This is a genomic window from Bacillus sp. SRB3LM, from assembly GCF_015712745.1.
In the GTDB taxonomy this organism is placed as follows: domain Bacteria; phylum Bacillota; class Bacilli; order Bacillales; family Bacillaceae_G; genus Bacillus_A; species Bacillus_A thuringiensis_K.
Genome location: NZ_VWVQ01000008.1, coordinates 88,571 through 110,654 on the forward strand (window position 1 = coordinate 88,571; position 22,084 = coordinate 110,654).

A 22,084-nucleotide genomic window follows, 5' to 3' on the forward strand; every position below is an offset into this window, starting at 1 on the left:
TTCTTTATATACCTGTCTCTACGCTGCTAACATTCTAATTCCAGCAGTAACGAAGCTTAACATTCCTATCATTAGTAGAATTAACAACCATTTCCGCCCTGGTTTCCTATAATATAAAATCCCACTTATGAACATTACGACCAATCCACTTACTAGATTTACTAACAATCCATTAAGCATGAATGCCTTCTCCATCCATTACATTTAAGAAATATTCTTCTAAGGAACTATGTTTCTTATTAATACTTTCAATTTCCACATCGTTCATAATAAGTGCTTTTGAAATGGCTTGCTGAGACACTGCCGTATCATACACACGAATCATATTTCCGCTCATTATTTTATAATTTTTTATGGCAAGTTTATCTTCTAAAATATAAGCTGCACGCTTCACATCAGGAACAGTAATTTCAATGTACTCTGTTTGTTTTCCGTTAATACTCTTCATTGAAACTTCTTTTATTAGTTTTCCATTTTGAATTACACCAATTGTATCCGCCATTAGTTCCATCTCACCTAAAATATGACTAGAAACTAATAATGTAATGCCATATTCTTTGCAGAGCATTTTAAATAAGTCTCGTAACTCTTTAATACCAATTGGATCTAAACCGTTAATTGGTTCATCTAAAATGAGCAGTTCTGGCTTTGTTACGATTGCCCTTGCAATACCAAGTCGTTGTTTCATTCCCAATGAAAAATCTTTTACTTTTTTATTATCTATCCCTTGCAGTTTCACTAAATGTAATGCATGGTCAATTTCATTTTTATCGTAATAGCCCATATATTCACAATGTAATTCTAAGTTTTCTTTCGCCGTTAATTTATCATAAAAGATTGGATATTCAATAATTGTCCCCATTCTTTTTAATACTTCATAAGATGTGTCTGTTAACTTCTCACCGAAAATTTCAATCTCACCGCTCGTCGGTTTTATTAAATTTGTAATCATTTTCATAATCGTTGTTTTACCAGCACCATTCGGTCCTAAGAAACCGTATATCTCTCCTTTTTTCACATGCATGTTAACGCTAGAAATAACTTCTTTCCCTTTAAACACTTTCGTTAACTGATTCGTTTTTAATATATAGGTCATGTCACTTTCCCCTTTCGCACTACTTTATATTTTTATAATAGACAACGGAAATCTCTTTTTTCTTACCCGTTTCTTACAAATTCCTTACGCTGAAAAAAAGCTTGTAGAATCTACTTCTCTACAAGCTAAAACTGCATCTTTTTTAATGCAACTGTAAAAATTGTTTTTTCATACGGCTTACTAGAAAGATGAATTTTTCCATCCATCGCTTCCACCAGTCTTTTCGTAATCGTTAACCCTAAACCGCTTCCTTGGTACAATCTATTTCTCGAATCTTCAAGTGTGTACATACGCTCAAACACTTTATCAATATGAGATTCATCAATCCCTTTTCCTTTATCCCATACGTCTATATACACATTCGTTTCATCATCTCTTAACGTCATACCCAGTATCTTTCCATCGTCTCCATATGTAATTGCATTTGATATTAAATTGTTCAATACTCTACCTAATACTTCTACATTTCCAAGTGCATATATATTTCTTTCTGGTATATCAATATGAACTTGAAACCCTTTCGCCGTCACTAAATCATAAAAAGATAAAATCTTCTCACGACAAACTTCATTCATATTTACTTTTGTCATCTCGATTGCCTTGTCACCAGATTCTAGTTTTGCTAAATCAAAAAACTTATGAATCAGTTCCATTACTTCTAGTGTTTTCACATGCACCTTTTCAAGTAATATTTGCTGTTCTTCTTTATTCATCGTTTTATCCTTATTTAACATTTCTGTATATCCAAGAATAACTGTTAGCGGCGTCTTTAAATCATGTGAAATATTTGAAAGCATTTTTCTCATCGAAATTTCTACTTTTGCATGATCTGCATTCGTTTTCTGTTTTGCATCTAATAATTGATTAATTGCCACTAATAATTTTTGCAATTCTAGATCATCTGTCATAACGAGTAACTTCTCGCCTGTTTGTACATTTACAATACTTTCCAACTTTTCATATGTGTATCGTAAATTTTTACTACTATTTTTTCTCATTTTATATTGTATGTAAATGACACATAACAATATAAAAATAATACTTATTAACAAATTGACCATATTACATCACTTCCAACTTATAGCCGATGCCCCATAACGTTTTAATATATTCTGGATTAGATGGATCACTTTCGATTTTCTCACGCAATCTCCTCATATGAACATTAATAACGTTATCATCTCCATAATACTCTTCGTTCCAAACTAACGTATATATTTGCGATTTTGTAAATACACGATTTTGATTCTTTACGAACAGTTTTAAAATCTCAAATTCTTTTAAAGTAAGTTTGAGAGGCTTCCCGTTTTTTTCTACGGTAAAATTAATTGGATCGATTGTTAAATCGCCAATTTGAATCATCTTTTCTGTTTCTTCTGTAGTCGAATATTTCGTAGATCTTCGAATACCTGCCTTTACACGTGCAGCTAATTCAATCATAGAAAATGGCTTGCAAATGTAATCATCTGCTCCAAGTCCTAATCCAACAGCTTTATCAACATCTGTATCTTTTGCCGACATCATTAAAATCGGAACAGCACTTTTTTCTCGAATAATTCGTACAACCTCTAAGCCATCTAGCTTTGGCATCATAATGTCGAGGATAATCAAATCAAATGAACCTTTTAAATATGTGTTCACGCCTTCTTCTCCATCAGACGCAATTGTTACTTGAAAGCCCTCTTTTATCAAATACTTTTCCACCATCTCTTGAATTGAGATATCATCTTCAACTAATAAAATATGATGTGACATATGTCTATCCCCTTTTTACAAACGTTAACAACTCAATTGTATCCTAACTACTACAGACTTGAAACAAATATATGAATTTTCAAACCAACTTCCCTTCCTTCCTTAACAATGATATGATGAAATTCACTATGATTGTTCATAATTAACTTTATATAAAGGAGACTTATCATGTCAGAAAACAAAAAAGTAAGCTTAGCTGATTTAATGCGCGAACAACTTGCAAAGAAAAAGCAAGGAAATGGAAATGGTCAAAATGCAAAAAATCAAAGCCAAGAAACGAAAAAATTGCAAAACCAACAAACAAAGAAAACAAACAACCAACGTAGACGTACAGGTGTGTAAATGAACGGACAAAAACGTTCTAATATCGCGCCCGGTCTTGAAGTTGATATTGTATTAAAACAAGATCAACGAACAGGCAAATTAACACGTGGAATTGTAAAAGATATTTTAACAAACTCCCCTTCCCATCCGCATGGCATTAAAGTACGATTGCAGGACGGGCAAGTCGGTAGAGTACAAAATATCGTTCAATAAGAAAAGGAGCTCAAGTAAACTCGAGCTCCTTTTCTTTATTAACCTTTAATTTTCTCGATGAAAACTACTTTTAAGTAGTCTCCTTCTTTAAATTGATCAATGGTACGGAAATCTTCTGGTAAAGAATGTTCTTCTAATATTTTATATTTGCCATTCATTTCTTTAAATGCTGTATCGATAAAGCCTTTAAACTTTTTCATATCGAATGCGCTACAATTTGTAGAAGCAACGATAATTCCGTTATTTTCTGTAATGGCAATTGTTTCTTTTAATAAGTTTTTATAATCTTTCGCTGCACTAAATGTATATTTTTTTGAGCGTGCAAAGCTTGGAGGATCAAGTACGACCATATCAAATTTCATTTTTTTCTTCGCTGCATATTTGAAGTAAAGAAATACATCTTCTACAATAATATCTTGCGCTTCATAATCAACTTCATTTACACTAAACTGCTCAATCGTTTTACTTAAACTACGATTTGCAAGGTCAACACTCGTCGTTTTACTCGCTCCGCCAAGCGCTGCAAATACAGAGAAAGCACCTGTATAAGAGAACATATTTAACACTGTTCTTCCCTTTGCATATTTATCACGAATTTGTTTTCGAACGTTACGTTGATCTAAAAATACCCCAACCATTGCCCCATCATTTAAATAAACCGCAAAGTTTACACCGTTCTCTTTTACGATAAGTGGGAACTCGCCGCGCTCTCCTGCTACGAAATCATCACCCTCAATATATTTCCCTTTCGTATCAAAACGCTTTTTCTCATAAATACCTTTAAAGTTTGCTACTTTTTGAAGAGCAGCTATAATCTCATCTCTGAAAGTGTAAATCCCTTCACTATACCAACTTACTACGTAGTAGCCACCATAATAATCGATAATTAGTCCTCCAAGACCATCACCTTCACCATTCACCACACGGAATGCTGTCGTATCACTTGATTTGTAAAATTGCTTTCGTTTATGTAAGGCAGATTTGATTTTACTTTCAAAGAAAGATTGATTAATTTGTTCACTCTCTTTTCTCGTTAAAATCCAGCCATATCCTTTATTTTGTTTTCCATAATAACCTTTTCCGACAAAGTTGTTCTTCTCATCTACTACTTTGATGATTGTTCCTTCTTCACGAACATCATTTAAATTTTGAATCGCATCTTTTAAAATAAGCGGATATCCACTTTTAATTTCTTTTATAAATTTCGGTTTTATTTTTACAGTTACTTCTGATCGCATATAATAACTTCCTTTCCATTTGCATGCTTTCTCTACAGGAAGCATTTAAAAACGAGCCTGAAAAAACAGCCCCGTTTCACTATACCATATTATTGCTTTGCTAGTACAACTAGCTCATCACCTGGCATAACAGCTATATATTTATACAATGTTGAAAAAGTAAGACTACCATCTCGATGGCGAATAAATAATATTAAATCCTCTGAATCGCTTTCTTCTTTATTAATTTTTTGTTCTTCTGCAACTTGTATCGTTTTAAAAATATAACCATCTTCAATTTTTCTATTTAACTCTTCATAAATTTCATTTTGACCAAACAGTAAATGAGCTTTTTTTGAAAGAGAAATGCGTTCTTGTTCAATCTTTTCCACATCATGGATTGGAAGTAAAAATGTATTATGATGTCCAAACTGCGGTACGTATGTATTTGCAACTAATACATTATAAGAATCCGTATCTGTAACTGCAATTAAGTATTCATACTGATTCATATCAACTTCAAATTGTAACTGTTCAGAGAGTACTTGGCCATTATATGTATTAAGCCCTTTCACCTTTGCACATTGCAAATGTTCTTCAGATTCATCTACAATTAAGCTCGGAACACCCATCTCTTTACAGTGCAATGCAAAAGCAGATGAGAATGTACTCGCACCTGAAATTAAGATTCCTGGTGGCTCCGTATTTGCCAATCCTAATTTCTTCGCTAAAAATCCAATTGAAAATCCGTGAGCACACACGGTCGTAATAACGAGTGCAAATGTAAGTGCTGTTAATATAGAAGCATCTTTATAACCTTCTTGTAATAACTCCGTCGCAAAGTAACTTGAAACCGTTAATGCAACGATACCTCGCGGTGCAATCCAGCCAACTAGCGCCCGTTCTGCTTTTGTTAACTCTGTTCCAATTGTCGATATCCAAATCGATAAAGGACGTACAACAAACAACATCATAAGTACAAAACTTATAATAGGCCAGCTGAAAATCTCCATAATAGTTGTTCTTGGAAGCGATGCTGTTAATATAATAAAAACAGTCGACGTTAGTAGTACTGAAATATTTTCGTTAAAATGACGAATATCACCGATAGAAGAAATATATTTCTTCATCCGTGCAAGCGTAATCCCCATTACGGTTACAGCTAGCATACCTGTTTCATGCATCACTTCATCCGCAATGCCGAAGCATAATAATACCGTAACTAACAAAATTGGTGCTTTTAAATATTCTGGTACTTTTCCCTTTAAAATCATATAACTCATAAAAATACTAAATACATAACCGAGCACCATTGCAAATAATGAACCTGCAAAGAAATACAGCAACGTATGTAATTGTACATTATCTTTCGTTAAGAAATTTACAATTTGAAAGGCAAATACAGCAAGTAAAGCTCCAAATGGATCAACAATAATCCCTTCCCATTTTAAAATTGCAGCTGTTCTTGGTTTTAATCGTGCTTGGCGTAACAACGGAATAATTACCGTTGGACCTGTCACAATAAAAAGTCCTCCAATAATAAATGCAACCGCCCAATCTAATCCAGCGACGTAATGAGCTGCAAGTGAGCCAGCAATCCACGCGATAAACGCACCAAACGTAACGATACGAAATACTGGTTTTGATAGTCCCCTCAGTTCACGTATATCTAAACTTAAACTACCCTCAAACAATATAATTGCAACAGAGAGTGATACGAGTGGACTAAAAACATCTCCAAGCACCTCTTTTGGATTAATAATACCGAAAACTGGACCAATTAATAATCCAGCAACTGCCATAACAACAATGGCAGGAAGCTGGAAGCGCCATGCAGTCCATTGTGAAGCAATACCTAACGTAATAATAATAACGATACTAAGTAAAAGTGATTCAACCATAATACCCTCCTTATTCATAGTATTGCGACAGCAAAGTATAAACCATACTTTGCTTCTATATATTTTCAATCAATTCTATTTACATAATATATAACCAAGTTAAATATATAGTCAACCCATTCAAAAAAAGAACACTGTACTTACATAAAGGGAAACTTTAATCAGCCCTCACCTAACTTCTTTGCTTTCGCTGAATTTTGAGGTGGGGGTCTTACTGACCGGCAAATAGCGGGATAAAAAATATTATCATAAACTAAGATTACCATTGACAATGATAATGATTTTCATTATCATTTAATGTATATGAGTTCTTGAAAATATAGCTACATTTATAGGAGGAATAAACATGATTATTGTTACAAATACAGCTAAAATTACAAAGGGAAATGGACATAAATTAATTGAGCGTTTTAATAAAGTAGGTAAAGTTGAAACGATGCCAGGCTTTTTAGGTCTAGAAGTTCTTTTAACGCAAAATACAGTTGATTATGATGAAGTAACAATTAGCACTCGCTGGAATGCAAAAGAAGATTTCCAAGGTTGGACAAAGAGCGCTGCATTTAAAGATGCTCACTCACATCAAGGCGGAATGCCAGAATATATTCTTGATAATAAAATTGCTTACTATGATGTAAAAGTTGTACGTATGCCAATGGCCGCAGCACAGTAAAAACAGTCCTTTTTTAAAGTATAGAATATGAGAAGCGTTATCTATCACTTCTCATATTCTATACTTTTTTCTTTAATTTCTTTTTACTAATTTTGCATGTACAACTAGCCTCCCAGCCTCTGGATCAAGCGCATAATCACAAGTAGAAAGTGTTACGATTTCATCATTAGCCGTCAATTCCGTATCCGTTTTGTACAGTGATTTTTCTTGAATTTCCTTTAAGAACGATGTATATGCTGCATCATTTTCAAAATCCGTTTCAATGTAATAAAAGTCCGTTGTTGTCGTGTATACTGAAAAAACTTCCACGTCGTATCCTTCAAATAATGTATCGTAATATAATTTACGATGAGACATAAAAAAGTCTTCATCCAACATCTTTTTTAAACTACCAAACATAGAACCGTCTTTCATACGATGGCCATATAAAATCGTATTTCGATTTTGAGATTTCACATCATTACGATGGTCCATAAAAATGCTTCCCGCTCTCATATCTTCACCTTTATAATTACGAAATAAATAGTAATCATTATCTTTTGCTTGAACGATTGGATAATTAATTTGTGTATCATCCATCGTAATCCATCCGACTATCTCTGGATTAATTTTCTGGAGATCCTGAAACTGTTTACGTACCTCTCCATCTTCTGATTTTTCTTCCATTGGACTTCTTTTGTAAATATGTTGTGCCTCAGCCATTACTTTACGATTTTCATAATAATCCATGAAAATCCCGCCCAACTCATACATTGAATAGAAAAAGATTCCTAAAAACACAATTGTAAGTATGCGTTGAAAAAAAGAATTCTTTTTCCGTCCTTTCTTACTATTCAAATTATCACCTCAAAACGGATTATGCTCAGCCTTTAGATTCCCATAGGTACCATGTACAATCCGGTATCTTCATCCTGCTTTACAATGACATCTACACCATATATTGCTTTAACCATTTCTTCTGTTATTACATCATTAGGGTTACCTTTCGTAATGATTTCTCCATCTTTCATAACGATAATATGGTCGCTATAACGAATGGCTTGATTAATATCATGTAATACCATTACAATCGTTAGTCCATGAACTTCATTTAACTCTTTCACTAACTCTAATATTTCTAGCTGATAGTAAATATCTAAATATGTGGTCGGCTCATCTAAGAAGAGCATTGGTGTATTTTGAGCTAATGTCATTGCGATCCAAACTCGCTGCCTCTCTCCACCAGATAAAGCATAAATTGGCTTATCACGCTTACTTTGTAAATTCGTACATACTAGTGCACGCTCAATCGCTTCTCTATCTTCATCTGTTTGCGGAGAGAATATATTTTTATATGGCATACGCCCGAAGCTTATTAGCTTTTCCACTGTAATATCTGCTGGAGCCTCATTTTGTTGATGGACAACCGCTAGCTTTCTAGCAAACTCTTTCGGTTTATATTCACTAATCGCTTTTCCATCAAGTATTACTTCTCCACTGCTAGGAGCGTGGTTTCTAGACATGACACTAAGTAATGTTGATTTCCCACATCCATTCGGTCCAATGATTGTTGTAATTTTTCCAATTTCTATTTCACTACTAACAGACTTTAATCGATTTGTTACGTTATCGTATGAAAAGGTTACATTTTTAATTTCCATGAACTTTATCACTCTTTCTAAGCAAGAATATTAAGAATGGACCACCAATAACCGCCATAATTGTTGCTGCTGGAATTTCGTTAGGTGGCACAATTAACCTTCCAATCGTATCTGCCGTCAAAATTAATAACGCCCCTGCAAGAGCAGAAAATGGAATTAATACTTTATGGTCTGAACCGACTAATTGTCTTGAAATATGTGGAACTAGTAATCCTACAAAAGCAATAACACCTGCAATCGCTGTTGATACTGCCGCTAAGAGTACTGCAATGGCAGAAATAATAAGACGAACTCTCGTCACGTGCAAGCCTAAGTTTTTCGCAGTCTTATCTTGTAGCGATAATAAGTTACACCAAGCTCCTACGAACAGAGCAAGAATAAGACCAACCGTTCCATAAGTCACCATTATTTCTACATCGCCCCACGTCTTCATTGTTATGTTAGAAGTCGTCGTTTGCTTAATACTCTTAATAAAATACCCACAAATCGTAACGAATGATTCATTTAACCCAGTAAACATTGCATTAATGGCAATACCAATTAAAATAATGCGAAGCGGGCTTAATCCTGATTTCCATGAAAACGAATAAACGAGATAACATGCAAGCGCACCACCTAAAAAGGCGAATACGGGTGTCCAGAAAAAGAATTGCGGGAACAACGTAATAATAATAAGTGTCATAAAACTAGCTCCTGAAGATATACCGATTACCCCAGCATCGGCGAGTGGATTTTTCATAACAGCTTGAAAAAGCACACCTGAAACAGCAAGAGCCGCTCCAGTGAACAACGCAATAATAATACGCGGAAAACGTAAATCTTTAATGACTTCAACATCTTCATTTCCACCTGTAAATATCCCTTGTACAAGTTCAACAATACCTACTTCTAAACTCCCTTTCATCGCTGACAATGATGTCATAACAATAAGCAATGCAGTAACAATGAGGAAACTCCAAGTTTTTTTATTCATTCTACTCTTCCTTTATATTAAAATGCATCACGGATACATCATTTTTTTCAATTCATCTAACGCTTCAATTGCTGCTAAATTGCCTGTCGTTCCAAATAAACGCTCTTCTAAATCGTAAACACGGTTATTTTTAACCGCAGCAAAGTGTTTCCAAATATCATTTGTTTTAAATTCTTTATCAAACATTTTTACAACTTCATCAGGCATACCATGAGCTGCTCGTAAAATAATATCTGGATCAGCTTTCTTTAAATACTCTGTATTAGAAGCTAAATATTCTACTTGTTCACCTTGCACAATATTTTTACCACCTAGTTGTTTCACTAAATCTCCAATATAAGAATGCTCTGTTGCTACTAAATAACTTCCAGGCACACCTAATAAAATAAGCACTGTCGGTTCTTTCTTTCCTTTTACTTCTTTTTGAATGCTAGAAACCTTTTTATCTAATTTAGTTACTACTGCTTCGGCCTGTTTTTCACGCCCATATTTCTTACCTAAATCGCTAATAGAACTTTGCATATTTTTCAAACTCGTTAAATCTAAAAAGTTTGCTTTCATACCCACACCATCAAAAACTGGCTTTAATTCATATTCAAGTGTTGTCACAGATAACACTTCTGAAGGCTTTAATGACTTTACCTTTTCCATATCTGGACTCATTGGATTCCCAACTTCAGGTAAACCTTTATATCGCTTCGGTAAAGTTTTAGAACTTGTTGGAACGCCGACTAAATCTACTTCTAACGCATCCATAATTTCAGTAACAGCCACTGTTGTTGCAACGACGCGCTCTTTACTTTCACTCTTTACCTGCTTTGCTGATTCTTTTTTTGGTGATGAGCACCCGGCTATACTCATTAACAAAATGATAGCCATTAGTACACTTACAATTTTCTTCACTCTCAATCACAACTCCTTTCCATACAATATGAAACAAGTCTTGATGCACGCGAATATGCATCAAGACTCCAAAAATTACAATCTACCTGCTCTATATTTACGAACTAGTAAAGCAAGTGAACCTAGCAGTAACACCATGTATAAACCAAGTTGTGCTGTATCTGCAGTTTTTGAGTTTTTCTCTTTTTTTGAATCATTTTTTGTATCTTCTTTTTTCTTCTGACCATCTGCATTTCGGTTAAAATCAGGAGTACCTACTGTTTTTACATTATCTACTTTCGGTGTAGTCACTGGATTTTTCGGTTCATTTTTCGGTTCCTCTTTAAGAGTTCCTAACGCGCCGATATTATTTGTATCAAATTGAATTTGCACATCGTAGAAATGATGGTAGTTCATCTCATCGATGTCTACCTTTACTTTTGCGTTTAATTTTTTAAATAGATCTTCTACTTCAAACTGTACTACTCGTGTATTTGCATTTTTATCTTCGCTTACTACTTTCGCATCAGCGAATAGTTCATTGTTTTCCGTTTGGAATTTCGTAATCCACGCACTATTTTTCAGCGTCATCTCAATATATTTTTTACCATCTTTTACGATTAATTTCGCTGGATTTACAACATAGTCATGCATCTTTGAAATCTCATCTGTTTTATCTTTTAATACTTTAAATGTAATATCATATTGGCCATCTACTAAATTTTTCGGATCAACTATTACTCTCGGTTTATTATTTTCATCTTGGTTGTCATTCCCGCCTTGGTTGTCGTTTCCACCTTGGTTGTCATTCACGCCTTGGTTGTCGTTTCCACCTTGGTTGTCATTTCCGCCTTGGTTATCTAACGGCTTAATGCTACCTTTATCAAATGCAAATTGAATATCGTAAAAATGGTGATAATTCATTGAATCGATATCTACTTTTACTTTTGCATTTAACTTTTTCGATAAATCTGGTACTTCTACTTCCACTACGCGTGAATCAGCTTTTTTATCTTCACTTATTACATTTGCATCAACAAACGAACCATTTTTCTCAAATTCAAATTTTGTAATCCAAGAACTGTTCGTTAACGTAAATGATACATACTTCTTACCATCTTTTACTTTTAGCACACCTGGACTTTTTGTATATGTGTTCATCATTGAAATTTCATCTGTTTGATCTTTTAATGCTTTGAAATTGATGCTGTATTCACCATCTTTAATTGTCTCAGCATCTGTTTTTTTATTTTCATCTGGTTTTTCTACTTCTGGTTTTTCTACTTCTGGTTTTTCTACTTCTGGTTTTTCTGCTTCTGGTTTTTCTACTTCTGGTTTTTCTACTTCTGGTTGTTTCTCTTCATTTTTAATTTGTTCAAGTTTATCTTGTTCAAATAAAAGTTGTACATCATGCGTTTGCTTATAATTTCTTGATGCCATTTCGATAAATACTTTTGTATTTAGTTTTTCAGATAAATCGTTTACTTCAAACTCTACTACTCTTGTATCTTTTTCCTTATTCTCACTTACTACTTTTGCATCAACAAATGTGCCATCTTTTTCCGTTTGGAAATTTTTAATTAATGAGCTACTTTTCAATGTTACAATTGCTTTTTTCTTACCGTTTTCTACTTTTAATACTCCTGGATTTACCATGTAAGTATTCATCTTAGATTCTTCATCTGTTTGATCTTTTAACACTTTAAATGGAATGCTGTACGCACCATCTGTAATTGTGTTAGAATTTGGTTGTTGATCTGGGTCAGGCTTTTGGTCGGGCTTCTGACCTGGATCCGGTTTTTCATTTGGATCTGGCTTATTAGCTGGGTCCTCTTTTTCATTTGGTTGTTCCACATGAATTGGTGTAATACTATTTTGATCAAATGCAATACGAACGTCGTACTCATGATGATAATTTAAAAAATCAATATCTACTTTTACTTTTGCATTTAATACCTTCTCTACATCTTCTACATCAAATTCTACTACTCTTGTATCTTTTTCTTTATTTTCACTAATTACATTTGTCGCAACTAGCTTACCTGCTTTTTCTGTTTCAAACTTCGTAATCCATGAACTATTTGTTAATGTAAAGGATACTTTCTTTTTCCCATCCTTCACTTTTAAAGTCCCTGGGCTTACTGAATATTGATTCATCATCGATTCTTCATCTGATGTATCTTTTAAAACTTTGAAGCCAATTGAATATTCACCGTCAGCCAACTTGGTAGCTGCTTGAACTGCAAGTGGTTGTAATGTTGATACGAATGTAAATATCATTAAAAACATAGCAACAATAATTTTTGTATACCTGTTCAATGGAACGACTCTCCCTTTTGAAAATTATTTAATACTGCTCCCATCAAATACAAAGCGAATATCATATGAAGCATTATAATTAATAATTGGAATATTAATTTTCACCTTTCCATTTAGTTTTTTTGACAAGTCAGCAACTTCAAATTCTACTACTCTAGTATTATCTTTTTTGTTTTCACTTAACACGTTTGTTTCTACAAATTGACCATCTTTTTCTACTTGGAAACTTTTAATAGAAGCACTATCTTTCACTTTAAATGAAACATATTGTTTTCCATTTTTAACTGTTAATGTTGCTGGGCTTTCAAAATAACTATTCATTCTAGACGATTCATCTTTATCGCCTTTCCATACAGTAAAAGCAATATTATATTTTCCATCAGCTAGTTTTGTAGCAGCTTTTGCATCTTGTAAACCTAGTGTTGCGATAAACGTAAATAAAACAGCAAATACGGCAATAATCATTTTAAATTGTTTAAACATATATTCATCACCCTTCAAAAGATTTATTTACTCAACTTCACTTTACGAATTAAGAAAGCACCTGAAATAAGAATTAACGCTACAAACAATCCAATACGTGCTTCATCGCCTGTTTTTGGGTTATCTGTTTTTTCAGCTTTTCCATTTTCATTTTTTGTTTCTTTGTTCACTTCTTTAGCTATTTCCTTACTCTCTACTTTTGTTTTCTCTTCTTTTACTTGTGTATCTGTTTTCGCTTGATCATTATTTTTTGTTGTAGCAGCTACCCCGTTATCGCCACCTACAGCTTTTACATTTGCATCAAAAGCAAAACGAATTGTGTAGTGGTGGTCATAGTTTGCATTTGGTACAACAACATGAATTTTTACAGCTGCCGGTTTGGATAAATCATCTACTTTAAACTCTACTGTTCTTTTATCTGCCGATTCATCTTTACTAACAACTTTCGCATCAACAAAATTCCCGTTCTCTGGTGCTTTAAATTCTGTAATCCAAGCACTATGATTCATCGGAACTTGTACTCTCATCTCACCGTTTTTCACTATTAATTTTGCCGGCTTTTCAAAATAGTCATTTGCCATTGAAGCTGAATCATTTTCCGCTTTTTGAATTACGTAATTAATATCGTAAGTACCATCAGCTAGTTTTGCTGATACATTCCCGTATGGCATTACAAGAAAAGCTAACATACATACGAACGTTATAATAAAAGCAGGTAATACAGAAACCTTTTTCATTTTTCTTGTTTCCTCCTTGGTTATCTTTTATTTCACTTTTTGAAAATGATAATTATTCTCAATTTATAAGAAAAAAAATAATCTCTTCTACCTATTATTTAATTAGCATTCTTTTATGTAACATAAGTATTATTGATTATCATTCTCATTAAATATTAAAAATAATATCTCACCCTATTCCTTATACGAAGGCATAGAAACTGAGAAAAAATGATAAAACGTATTTATTGATTATCATTCTCAATGCAAATCAAAAAAAATAAACTATCTCTTCTCCTCTTCTTTCACCTCTTCCCATAACAACACTATAGTTATAGAAACCCCTTTTCCCTCACTTCCCTTCCAATATTTCCACAACTAAGTCAATCTTAGCCTACTCATAAATTTTTTGTCAACTATATTACGTATAAAATTTTTAATATCTGAATTTCTCTATATGCGGCTTTTTTTACAAAAAAGAGACTTTCTATTATAGAAAGTCTCTTTTCTCTATTTCTCTACAGCAATTTCCTGCTTTTGAAACTTAGAAACTATATAACCAAATCCTATACCGATTATGCCTGGAACTAACCAACCAATTCCTACACTATATAATGGAATCTTATCTAAAATAGGTGCTAGCGCTGCAATTTGAAGGTTTGCATTGTGTAATCCATCAAAGAAACTTATTGCAAATGCTCCTACAATCCCGCCCACATACATCGCTAATGGAAGACGAACGTAGTTTTCAACAAGTGATAATACGATAAGTACGATTCCAATTGGATAAATTGCGATTAAGATTGGTAATGCTAATGCATTTAGCTGAGTTAACCCAAGGTTTGCTACCATAAATGCTAATACACAGAAAATGAAAACGACTTTTTGATAAGAAAGCTTTGGTAATAAGGAAGAGAAGTAATCACCACAAGCTGCAACAATACCTACAGAAGTTGTCAAACATGCTGCTGTAATTGCGATCCCTAATAATAAAGTTCCGTAGCTACCAAATAAATGATTCACGACATTTGTTAAAATAATTCCTCCGTTTGCACCCATTCCAAGTGACACACTAGAAGCTCCAAGATAAGCAAGTGCTAAATACACAAGTAGTAGACCAAGCGCTGCAATAAATCCTGCAAAGATTGTTACTTTTGCAATACTGTTTTTATTTGTAATGCCTTTTTCTTTTAACGCATGAATTACAACATTTCCGAATACCAGTGCTGCAAGTCCATCTAAAGTTAAATATCCATCAATAAATCCTTTGAAGAGAGGAGCACTATACGCTTCTGTTGGTGCACCAAATTCTCCAATTGGTGTAATAAGTGCTTTACCTACGATAATTGCAATAACAGCTAATAATATTGGAGTTAGCACCTTACCAATACGACCCACTAATTTCGAAGGATTTAAAGCTAAATAGAAAGTGACTGCAAAGAAAATAAGTGTAAAGATAACAAGTGGATATGACTGACCAGCTATCTCACTTGGTAAAAACGGTGCAACACTCATCTCATAAGCTACTGTTCCTGTACGCGGCACACTTACGAATACGCCTAAACATAAATAAATTGCAGTGATAAAAACAAATGCGAATATAGGATGTACACGTCCTGCTAGCTCATTAATATCTCCCTTTAAAGCTATAACAATTACTCCTAATAAAGGTAGTCCAACGCCTGTTACGATAAAACCAAACAGCGCGATCCATACGTCCGTTCCAGCACCTTGCCCTAACGCTGGTGGAAAAATCATATTACCTGCACCAAAAAACAGTGCAAATAACATTAAACTTATTGCAAACATCTCTGAAAACTTTAAAGATGATTTCATTTCTACTAACCTCCTAAAATAATGAATTAACAAAATATTCTGAATCAAAATCCGTCACATATCCTCTTTCAAGCATACTTCCCCGTAAAAGAACGCAAAAAACACCCGTCCCTAACAAAGGGACGAGTGTTGAAATCGTGGTTCCACCCTTATTCTAATAAAATGAATTTATAACGAAATAAGCTCATTTTATAGCTCGTGTAAATTGATAACGGTTTTATCCGCCAAGAATTACAATGCATCATGTATGCAGTTCACTCTTGAAGTTTAGAGGTGGTAAGCTTGTCTTTTCGTATTAGGAAGCTCACAGCCTAAGGCTTCCCTCTCTGAGAATCGTAAAATACAACTCATGTCCTCATCATTACTTTTATAAAATATCTTGTCGAAACTTGTTGTTTTTTATTATATGGGCTATTTTTTAAAAAATCAATAGTTTTATTTTTTCTGACAAAAAAATATAGGAAGAAAATTTTCCCTCCCTATAACTGCCCTATTAAAATTTCTAACTCTTCAGCTGTAACGCTCCGCCACTTTCCAACTTCAAGCTCATTTAGCTCTATATTCATAATGCGTACTCGCTTTAGCTTTATTACAGTAAATCCGAAAGCACGACTCATTCTACGAATTTGCCTGTTCATTCCTTGCGTTAAAACGATACGAAATGTTGATTGATCGACTCTTGTCACTTTGCACGGCTTCGTCATTCCATCTTTAATCTTTACACCACTGGACATCTCATCAATAAACCAGTCCGTAAAAGGTTTATCGACTGTGACAACATATTCCTTCTCGTGCTCATGATCACCATGTAAAATTTGATTCGCAATGCCGCCGTCATTCGTTAATAAAATAAGTCCTTCCGATGCTTTATCTAATCGTCCAACTGGAAAGATTCGCTCTGGGTAATTAATATAATCAATTATATTATCTTCAATATGATCAGCTGCTGTACAAATAATGCCGACTGGTTTATGGAAGGCGATGTACACCTTTTCTTTCTCTTCTTTTACAATAACTTTCCCATCAATCGTTACCCTATCACCATCGCTCACAAGTGTACCGTGCGTACATATTTCGCCGTTAATAGCCACGCGTCCAGCTTTAATGAGGCGATCTGTTTCACGTCTGGAGCATGATTTTGCTTCGCTTATGTATTGGTTGATTTTCATGTTCTATTCCTTTTCATATATATTAAAAGCGTCAATCTATGGCAATATCATTATGCCACGATTGACGCTTTTTCACTTCGCAAAAACAACTAAATAAATAACCCCAATCACCAAAAATATTCCGCAACAAGCTAACAATACTTTTGCAAGTTTGTCCATAAACATATAATGGTTTCCCCTTTGTTTCGTTGTTTTCTATTTTAATTCGACAACTGTTACGCCTAGGCCTCCCTCGCCCATGTCACCGTAACGGAAGGTTTTCACGCCGCGATGCTTCTTCAAGTAATCTTGTACACCTTGGCGAAGTGCTCCTGTCCCCTTACCGTGAATAATTGATACGCGAGGATAGCTTGCAAGCTGGGCATCGTCTAAGTATTTCTCAACGCGCGCCATTGCATTTTCAAATCGTTCACCACGAAGGTCAAGTTCTAATGAAACATGATAGTCTCTACCTTTTACCGTTGCAACTGCTTTTTTCTCTGTTTGCTTCGGTGTGTTAATGTATTCCATGTTAGATTCTTTTACTTTCATCTTCAGAATACCGATTTGTACGCTCCACTCTGTATCGCTTACTTTTTCAAGTAGTTGACCCTTTTGACCGAACGTTAATACTTTTACTTCATCACCTGCACGTAACTGTTGTTTCGGCGCAGTGTTTTTCACGTTTACTTTTTGTTTCTTAACAAGCTCTGGTGCTGCGCCTTCTAGACGACTCTTCGCTTCAATTAGCTCGTGGTCTTTCACATTTGCAAGCTGTGCTTTACGCAATTGACGAAGTTCTTGAATAATGCCTTCTGCTTCTTTCTTTGCAGCTTCGACTTTTTCTTCCCCTTCTTTTTGGGCTTTTAATAATCGTTCGTCGCGATCTTCGTTAAATTCAATAATTTGACGTTGTAATTCACGATGAAGTTTTTCAGATTGTTTGCGAAGCGCTTCTGCTTCGTTCCAGTCACGCTCTGCGTTCTTCTGGCTTTCTTCTAACTTCGCAATCATATTTTCAATTTTATTTGTATCTGTACTAATGTGATTGCGTGCTTGCTCAATGACGCGATCAGATAATCCAAGACGTTTCGAAATTTCAAAGGCATTACTACGGCCTGGTACACCGATTAATAATTTATAAGTTGGACTTAATGTATTTACATCAAACTCAACACTCGCATTAATAACTTGCTCACGGTTATATCCGTATGCTTTTAATTCTGGATAATGCGTCGTTGCAACAACGCGAGCACCGCGATTACATACTTCATCTAAAATCGAAATGGCTAGTGCAGCCCCTTCTTGTGGGTCTGTTCCAGCACCTAATTCATCGAATAAAACTAAGCTTTCAAAATCAGCTTTTTCTAAAATATCAACGATGTTCACCATATGTGAGGAGAACGTACTTAAACTTTGTTCAATCGATTGCTCATCACCGATATCAGCAAATATATTTTTAAACACACAAATCTCTGACTCATCCATTACTGGAATGTGAAGACCAGATTGCGCCATTAAAACACAAATACCAACTGTTTTCAGCGTAACTGTTTTACCACCTGTATTCGGTCCTGTAATAACAATTGTCGTGAAATCTTTACCTAACATAATGTTATTTGGCACAATAATTTCTGGATCGATTAGCGGATGGCGAGCTTGTCTTAAATCCATGTAACGCTCGTTGTTTACAATTGGTTTCGTTGCTTTAATTCGCTTCGCATAAAAAGCTTTCGCAAAAATGAAATCAAGATTCGCAACTACTTCTACATTTGATAAAACGATATCGGCTTCTACTGCCACTTCTTCTGTTAACATCAATAAGATGCGTTCGATTTCTTGTTTTTCTTTCACACGTGCTTCTTGAAGCGCGTTATTTAATTCTACAATGACTTGCGGTTCAATAAATAACGTTTGTCCAGAAGCTGATTGATCGTGAACAATACCGCCATATACGCCGCGGTATTCTTGTTTTACTGGGATTACGTAACGTTCGTTACGAATCGTTACAATCGAGTCAGACAGCATCTTTTGTGCGTTTGAAGAGCGCGTCATATTTTCTAACTTTTCACGAATACGGCTTTCCGCCGTACGAATTTGAGTACGAATACCACGCAGTTTATCACTTGCGCTATCGACTACTTCACCGCCGTCACCGATACAATTTGTAATTTTCTTTTCTAAATCATATAAAGATACAATTTGAGCGACGTGAGTTTCTAAAATCGGAAGCTCGACACCGTTATCAGCCATATCTTCAATGAAACGTTTCATATTACGACTACCATACATCGTATTCGCAATATCAAGTAATTCATTTGGACTTAACATACTCCCAATTTTTGCACGCTTCACATTGGAGCGAATATCTGTAATACCACCTAATGGTGCACTACCTTTTAAACGAATAACTTTCGCAGCTTCATCCGTTGTATCTTGCATTTCTACAATTTCTTCAAAATCAGTGCTCGGCACTAAATGCTTCACTTTGTCACGACCAAGTGAAGATGCTGTATGTTCAAGTAATTGTTCTTTTACTTTATTGTATTCTAATACACGCAACGTTCTTTCTAACATGTTGCAGGTCCCCCTTGTGTTACTTATTACGTTTAATATAGTCTAATAAACGTTCAATATCCCACGTGTTAATCACGTTATCTTTTTGAATCCAACCTTTACGTGCTGCTGCTACACCTGTTTCCATATCTTCTAACATTTCAAGCGTATGAGCATCCGTATTAATCGCTACTTTCACACCAGCATCTTGTGCTTGTTTTAATAATTTCGCACTTAAATCTAGACGGTTCGGATTCGCATTTAATTCTAAAACTGTATTTGTTTCTTTTGCGAGTTCAATTAATAAATCTGTATCTACATCATAACCCTCACGACGCCCGAGAAGACGTCCTGTCGGATGGGCAATCATTGTAACATGTTTATTCTCAAGTGCAGTACGTAGACGTTTCATAATCGTTTCACGGTCTTGTGAGAAGCTAGAGTGAATCGCTCCAATGACATAGTCTAATTCTTCTAATACTTCATCATCAAAATCAAGCGAGGCATCTGGTAAAATGTCCATTTCAATTCCGCGTAAAATTGTAATGTCTGGATACTTTTCATTCATACGTTCAATTTCTTTTGCTTGCTCACGAAGACGCTCTTTCGTTAAACCATTCGCTACTTTTAAGTATTGCGAGTGATCAGTAATCGCCATAAACTTATATCCACGAGCACGGCACGCTTGTACCATTTCTTCAATAGAAAAAGCACCGTCACTCCAAGTTGTATGCATATGTAAATCACCTTGTATATCGGAAAACTGAATTAAGTTCGGATACTCTTTAATTAATTCAATTTCTTTTCCATCTTCACGCACTTCTGGCGGAATAAATGGCAGACCGAAATGAGCAAAGAAGTCTTCTTCAGTCTCAAATGTTTTCACTTCACCTGTTTCTAAGTTCTCTACACCGTACTCACTAATTTTCTCGCCTTTATCTTTTGCGATTTGACGCATTTTTACGTTATGGTCTTTTGATCCTGTAAAATGGTGAAGTGTTGTAATAAACTCTTCTGGTTTTACTAAGCGGAAATCGATTGAAATATCATATTCATATTGAAGACGAACAGAAACTTTCGTATCCCCACTTGCGATTACCTCAATCATATTATCGAATTGGAGTAAATGCTCACGTACCGCTGCTGGTTCTGTCGTTGCAATGATAAAATCTAAATCTTTCACTGTTTCTCTCGCGCGGCGCAAACTACCAGCGCGAGAGAAACGAATTACTTCAGCAATATTCGACAATTTCTCCTCTATTTCCCCGGCAATAGGCAATACCATCGCAATTGGTAAACGCTCTGGACGAGAGCCTACTTGATCGATTGCTTCTAATATTTTCTCTTCTGTCTTCTTACCGAAACCAGCTAAAGCTTGTACTTTATTTTCCTCACAAGCAGCTTTTAACGTCTCCATATCAATAACGCCTAGCTCTTTATATAACTTAGCCACCTTTTTACCACCAAGACCTGGTAGTTTTAATAACGGCAATAAGCTACTTGGTACTTCTTTTTCAAGTTCTTGTAATACTTCAGATGTTCCCGATTCTATATATTCTTGAATAACTGCTGCTGTTCCTTTTCCGATGCCCGGAATCTTCGTGAAATCTTCAATTTCAGAAAGACTACGATCGTCACTTTCTAATGCTGCTGCCGCTTTACGAAATGCAGATATTTTAAATGGATTCGCGCCTTTTAGTTCCATAAAAAGCCCGATTGTCTCTAATAATTTGATAACTTGTTTTTTATTTACTTTCATCATTACCCCGCCTTTCTTTCATAGAAAAAAACTTCTCTTTCCGAAAAAAGAGAAGTTATACTCTGCTACCTGTCTGCCATAGTTCCTTCACCTTTTCAGATAGAATCGGTGTATCGTCTACAATTATTTTGCTAATTGATGATTTTTGTAATGGTGTTTGTACTTGTTCAATCGGAAGAATGTTTCCAATGATAATTAAGACAAACAAAACAATATATACTTCTAAAAATCCGAGGATTGCCCCGGCAAACGCATTTACTTGCTTTAAAACCGGTATTTCTGCAAACATATTTAACAAATTACCAAGTAATGAAAGTGCTATTTTTGTAATAATAAACAATATGATAAACGCAAGCGCTTGATAAAATACTGTCTCAATATTATTTGCATCAATCCATTCTGGAACAGATACGTTTTTATCAAATGGATACGGAATAAATTTCGCAAGTGCTGGCGCTAAATCTTTACAGTACCAGTATGCAACAAGGTATGCGATAATAAAGCTTGTTAACTTTACAAGTTGCAGAATAAACCCTCTACGTAAGCCGAGGAAAAATCCCATAACAAGCAGTAAAATGATAATAATATCAATCATG

21 protein-coding genes and 1 other annotated feature are annotated in these 22,084 nt (G+C 34.8%); of the genes, 3 read left to right on the plus strand and 18 right to left on the minus strand.

The features are described from left to right. Positions 1-18: 18 nt before the first annotated feature. The 4 genes from F3I02_RS07330 to F3I02_RS07345 form a co-directional block, all read right to left on the minus strand. A complete protein-coding gene (locus F3I02_RS07330) occupies positions 19-180 on the minus strand; it encodes a hypothetical protein (protein WP_000931778.1) in 162 nt (53 codons plus the stop codon). Next, on the minus strand, positions 173-1,096 hold the full coding sequence (locus tag F3I02_RS07335) for an ABC transporter ATP-binding protein (RefSeq protein ID WP_000221091.1): 924 nt from the start codon (positions 1,094-1,096) through the stop codon (positions 173-175). Before F3I02_RS07335 ends, F3I02_RS07330 begins: the two co-directional genes overlap by 8 nt. 125 nt (positions 1,097-1,221) lie before the next feature. Beyond that, positions 1,222-2,157, minus strand: coding sequence for a HAMP domain-containing histidine kinase (locus tag F3I02_RS07340; RefSeq protein WP_089148240.1), 936 nt, complete (start codon positions 2,155-2,157; stop codon positions 1,222-1,224). 1 nt (position 2,158) lies between these two features. Continuing rightward, positions 2,159-2,851, minus strand: a complete 693-nt coding sequence (locus F3I02_RS07345; RefSeq protein WP_000018036.1) for a response regulator transcription factor — start codon at positions 2,849-2,851, stop codon at positions 2,159-2,161. A 168-nt stretch (positions 2,852-3,019) separates the two neighbouring features. Here F3I02_RS07345 and F3I02_RS07350 point away from each other — a divergent pair, with 168 nt between their 5' ends. Beyond that, on the plus strand, positions 3,020-3,193 hold the full coding sequence (locus F3I02_RS07350; protein WP_001293578.1) for a hypothetical protein: 174 nt from the start codon (positions 3,020-3,022) through the stop codon (positions 3,191-3,193). Continuing rightward, entirely contained in the window at positions 3,194-3,388 is a 195-nt protein-coding gene (locus tag F3I02_RS07355; protein ID WP_001014310.1) for a YwbE family protein, read from the plus strand. 38 nt (positions 3,389-3,426) lie between these two features. Here the strand turns inward: F3I02_RS07355 and F3I02_RS07360 are convergent, their stop codons facing one another. After that, a complete protein-coding gene (locus F3I02_RS07360; protein ID WP_001255969.1) occupies positions 3,427-4,626 on the minus strand; it encodes a class I SAM-dependent rRNA methyltransferase in 1,200 nt (399 codons plus the stop codon). 89 nt (positions 4,627-4,715) lie between these two features. Next, a complete protein-coding gene (locus tag F3I02_RS07365) occupies positions 4,716-6,506 on the minus strand; it encodes a cation:proton antiporter (protein WP_196477784.1) in 1,791 nt (596 codons plus the stop codon). Between the two features lie 346 nt (positions 6,507-6,852). On the opposite strand from F3I02_RS07365, the gene isdG reads away from it, so the two are divergent. Then, a complete protein-coding gene (isdG, locus tag F3I02_RS07370) occupies positions 6,853-7,176 on the plus strand; it encodes a heme oxygenase (protein WP_000587818.1) in 324 nt (107 codons plus the stop codon). Between the two features lie 72 nt (positions 7,177-7,248). Here the strand turns inward: isdG and srtB are convergent, their stop codons facing one another. The 12 genes from srtB to F3I02_RS07430 all read right to left on the minus strand — a co-directional run bounded on the left by srtB (position 7,249) and on the right by F3I02_RS07430 (position 22,083). Next, positions 7,249-8,013, minus strand: coding sequence for a class B sortase (gene srtB / locus F3I02_RS07375; protein ID WP_001086122.1), 765 nt, complete (start codon positions 8,011-8,013; stop codon positions 7,249-7,251). Positions 8,014-8,045: 32 nt separating this feature from the next. Then, positions 8,046-8,816 (minus strand): ABC transporter ATP-binding protein, encoded by a 771-nt coding sequence (locus F3I02_RS07380; RefSeq protein ID WP_000403761.1) that lies wholly within the window; start codon positions 8,814-8,816, stop codon positions 8,046-8,048. Beyond that, the gene (locus F3I02_RS07385; RefSeq protein WP_001036834.1) at positions 8,806-9,789 is read right to left on the minus strand and encodes a FecCD family ABC transporter permease; all 984 of its coding nucleotides are present in this window, start codon (positions 9,787-9,789) and stop codon (positions 8,806-8,808) included. The genes F3I02_RS07380 and F3I02_RS07385 overlap by 11 nt, the downstream gene beginning before the upstream one ends. A 27-nt stretch (positions 9,790-9,816) precedes the next feature. Continuing rightward, positions 9,817-10,698, minus strand: a complete 882-nt coding sequence (gene isdE, locus F3I02_RS07390) for a heme ABC transporter substrate-binding protein IsdE (RefSeq protein ID WP_002164197.1) — start codon at positions 10,696-10,698, stop codon at positions 9,817-9,819. A gap of 69 nt (positions 10,699-10,767) precedes the next feature. Continuing rightward, positions 10,768-12,990 carry an NEAT domain-containing protein gene (locus F3I02_RS07395; protein WP_196477785.1) on the minus strand — a complete coding sequence of 741 codons (2,223 nt, stop codon included), beginning with the start codon at positions 12,988-12,990 and terminating at the stop codon, positions 10,768-10,770. A 24-nt stretch (positions 12,991-13,014) separates the two neighbouring features. Beyond that, a complete protein-coding gene (locus tag F3I02_RS07400) occupies positions 13,015-13,473 on the minus strand; it encodes an NEAT domain-containing protein (RefSeq protein ID WP_000476163.1) in 459 nt (152 codons plus the stop codon). A gap of 23 nt (positions 13,474-13,496) precedes the next feature. Further along, entirely contained in the window at positions 13,497-14,210 is a 714-nt protein-coding gene (gene isdC / locus F3I02_RS07405) for a heme uptake protein IsdC (RefSeq protein WP_131251148.1), read from the minus strand. Between the two features lie 489 nt (positions 14,211-14,699). After that, positions 14,700-16,025, minus strand: a complete 1,326-nt coding sequence (gene brnQ6, locus F3I02_RS07410; RefSeq protein ID WP_131251150.1) for a branched-chain amino acid transport system II carrier protein BrnQ6 — start codon at positions 16,023-16,025, stop codon at positions 14,700-14,702. A 115-nt stretch (positions 16,026-16,140) separates the two neighbouring features. Then, positions 16,141-16,396: a binding site (T-box leader), on the minus strand. Positions 16,397-16,504: 108 nt separating this feature from the next. Next, a complete protein-coding gene (locus F3I02_RS07415; RefSeq protein ID WP_000700748.1) occupies positions 16,505-17,194 on the minus strand; it encodes a 23S rRNA pseudouridine(2604) synthase RluF in 690 nt (229 codons plus the stop codon). Between the two features lie 195 nt (positions 17,195-17,389). Beyond that, entirely contained in the window at positions 17,390-19,750 is a 2,361-nt protein-coding gene (locus F3I02_RS07420; protein ID WP_000893715.1) for an endonuclease MutS2, read from the minus strand. A gap of 19 nt (positions 19,751-19,769) precedes the next feature. After that, positions 19,770-21,488, minus strand: a complete 1,719-nt coding sequence (gene polX / locus F3I02_RS07425; RefSeq protein ID WP_000867512.1) for a DNA polymerase/3'-5' exonuclease PolX — start codon at positions 21,486-21,488, stop codon at positions 19,770-19,772. A gap of 55 nt (positions 21,489-21,543) precedes the next feature. Next, positions 21,544-22,083, minus strand: coding sequence for a CvpA family protein (locus F3I02_RS07430; protein WP_000565412.1), 540 nt, complete (start codon positions 22,081-22,083; stop codon positions 21,544-21,546). Position 22,084 lies beyond the last annotated feature (1 nt).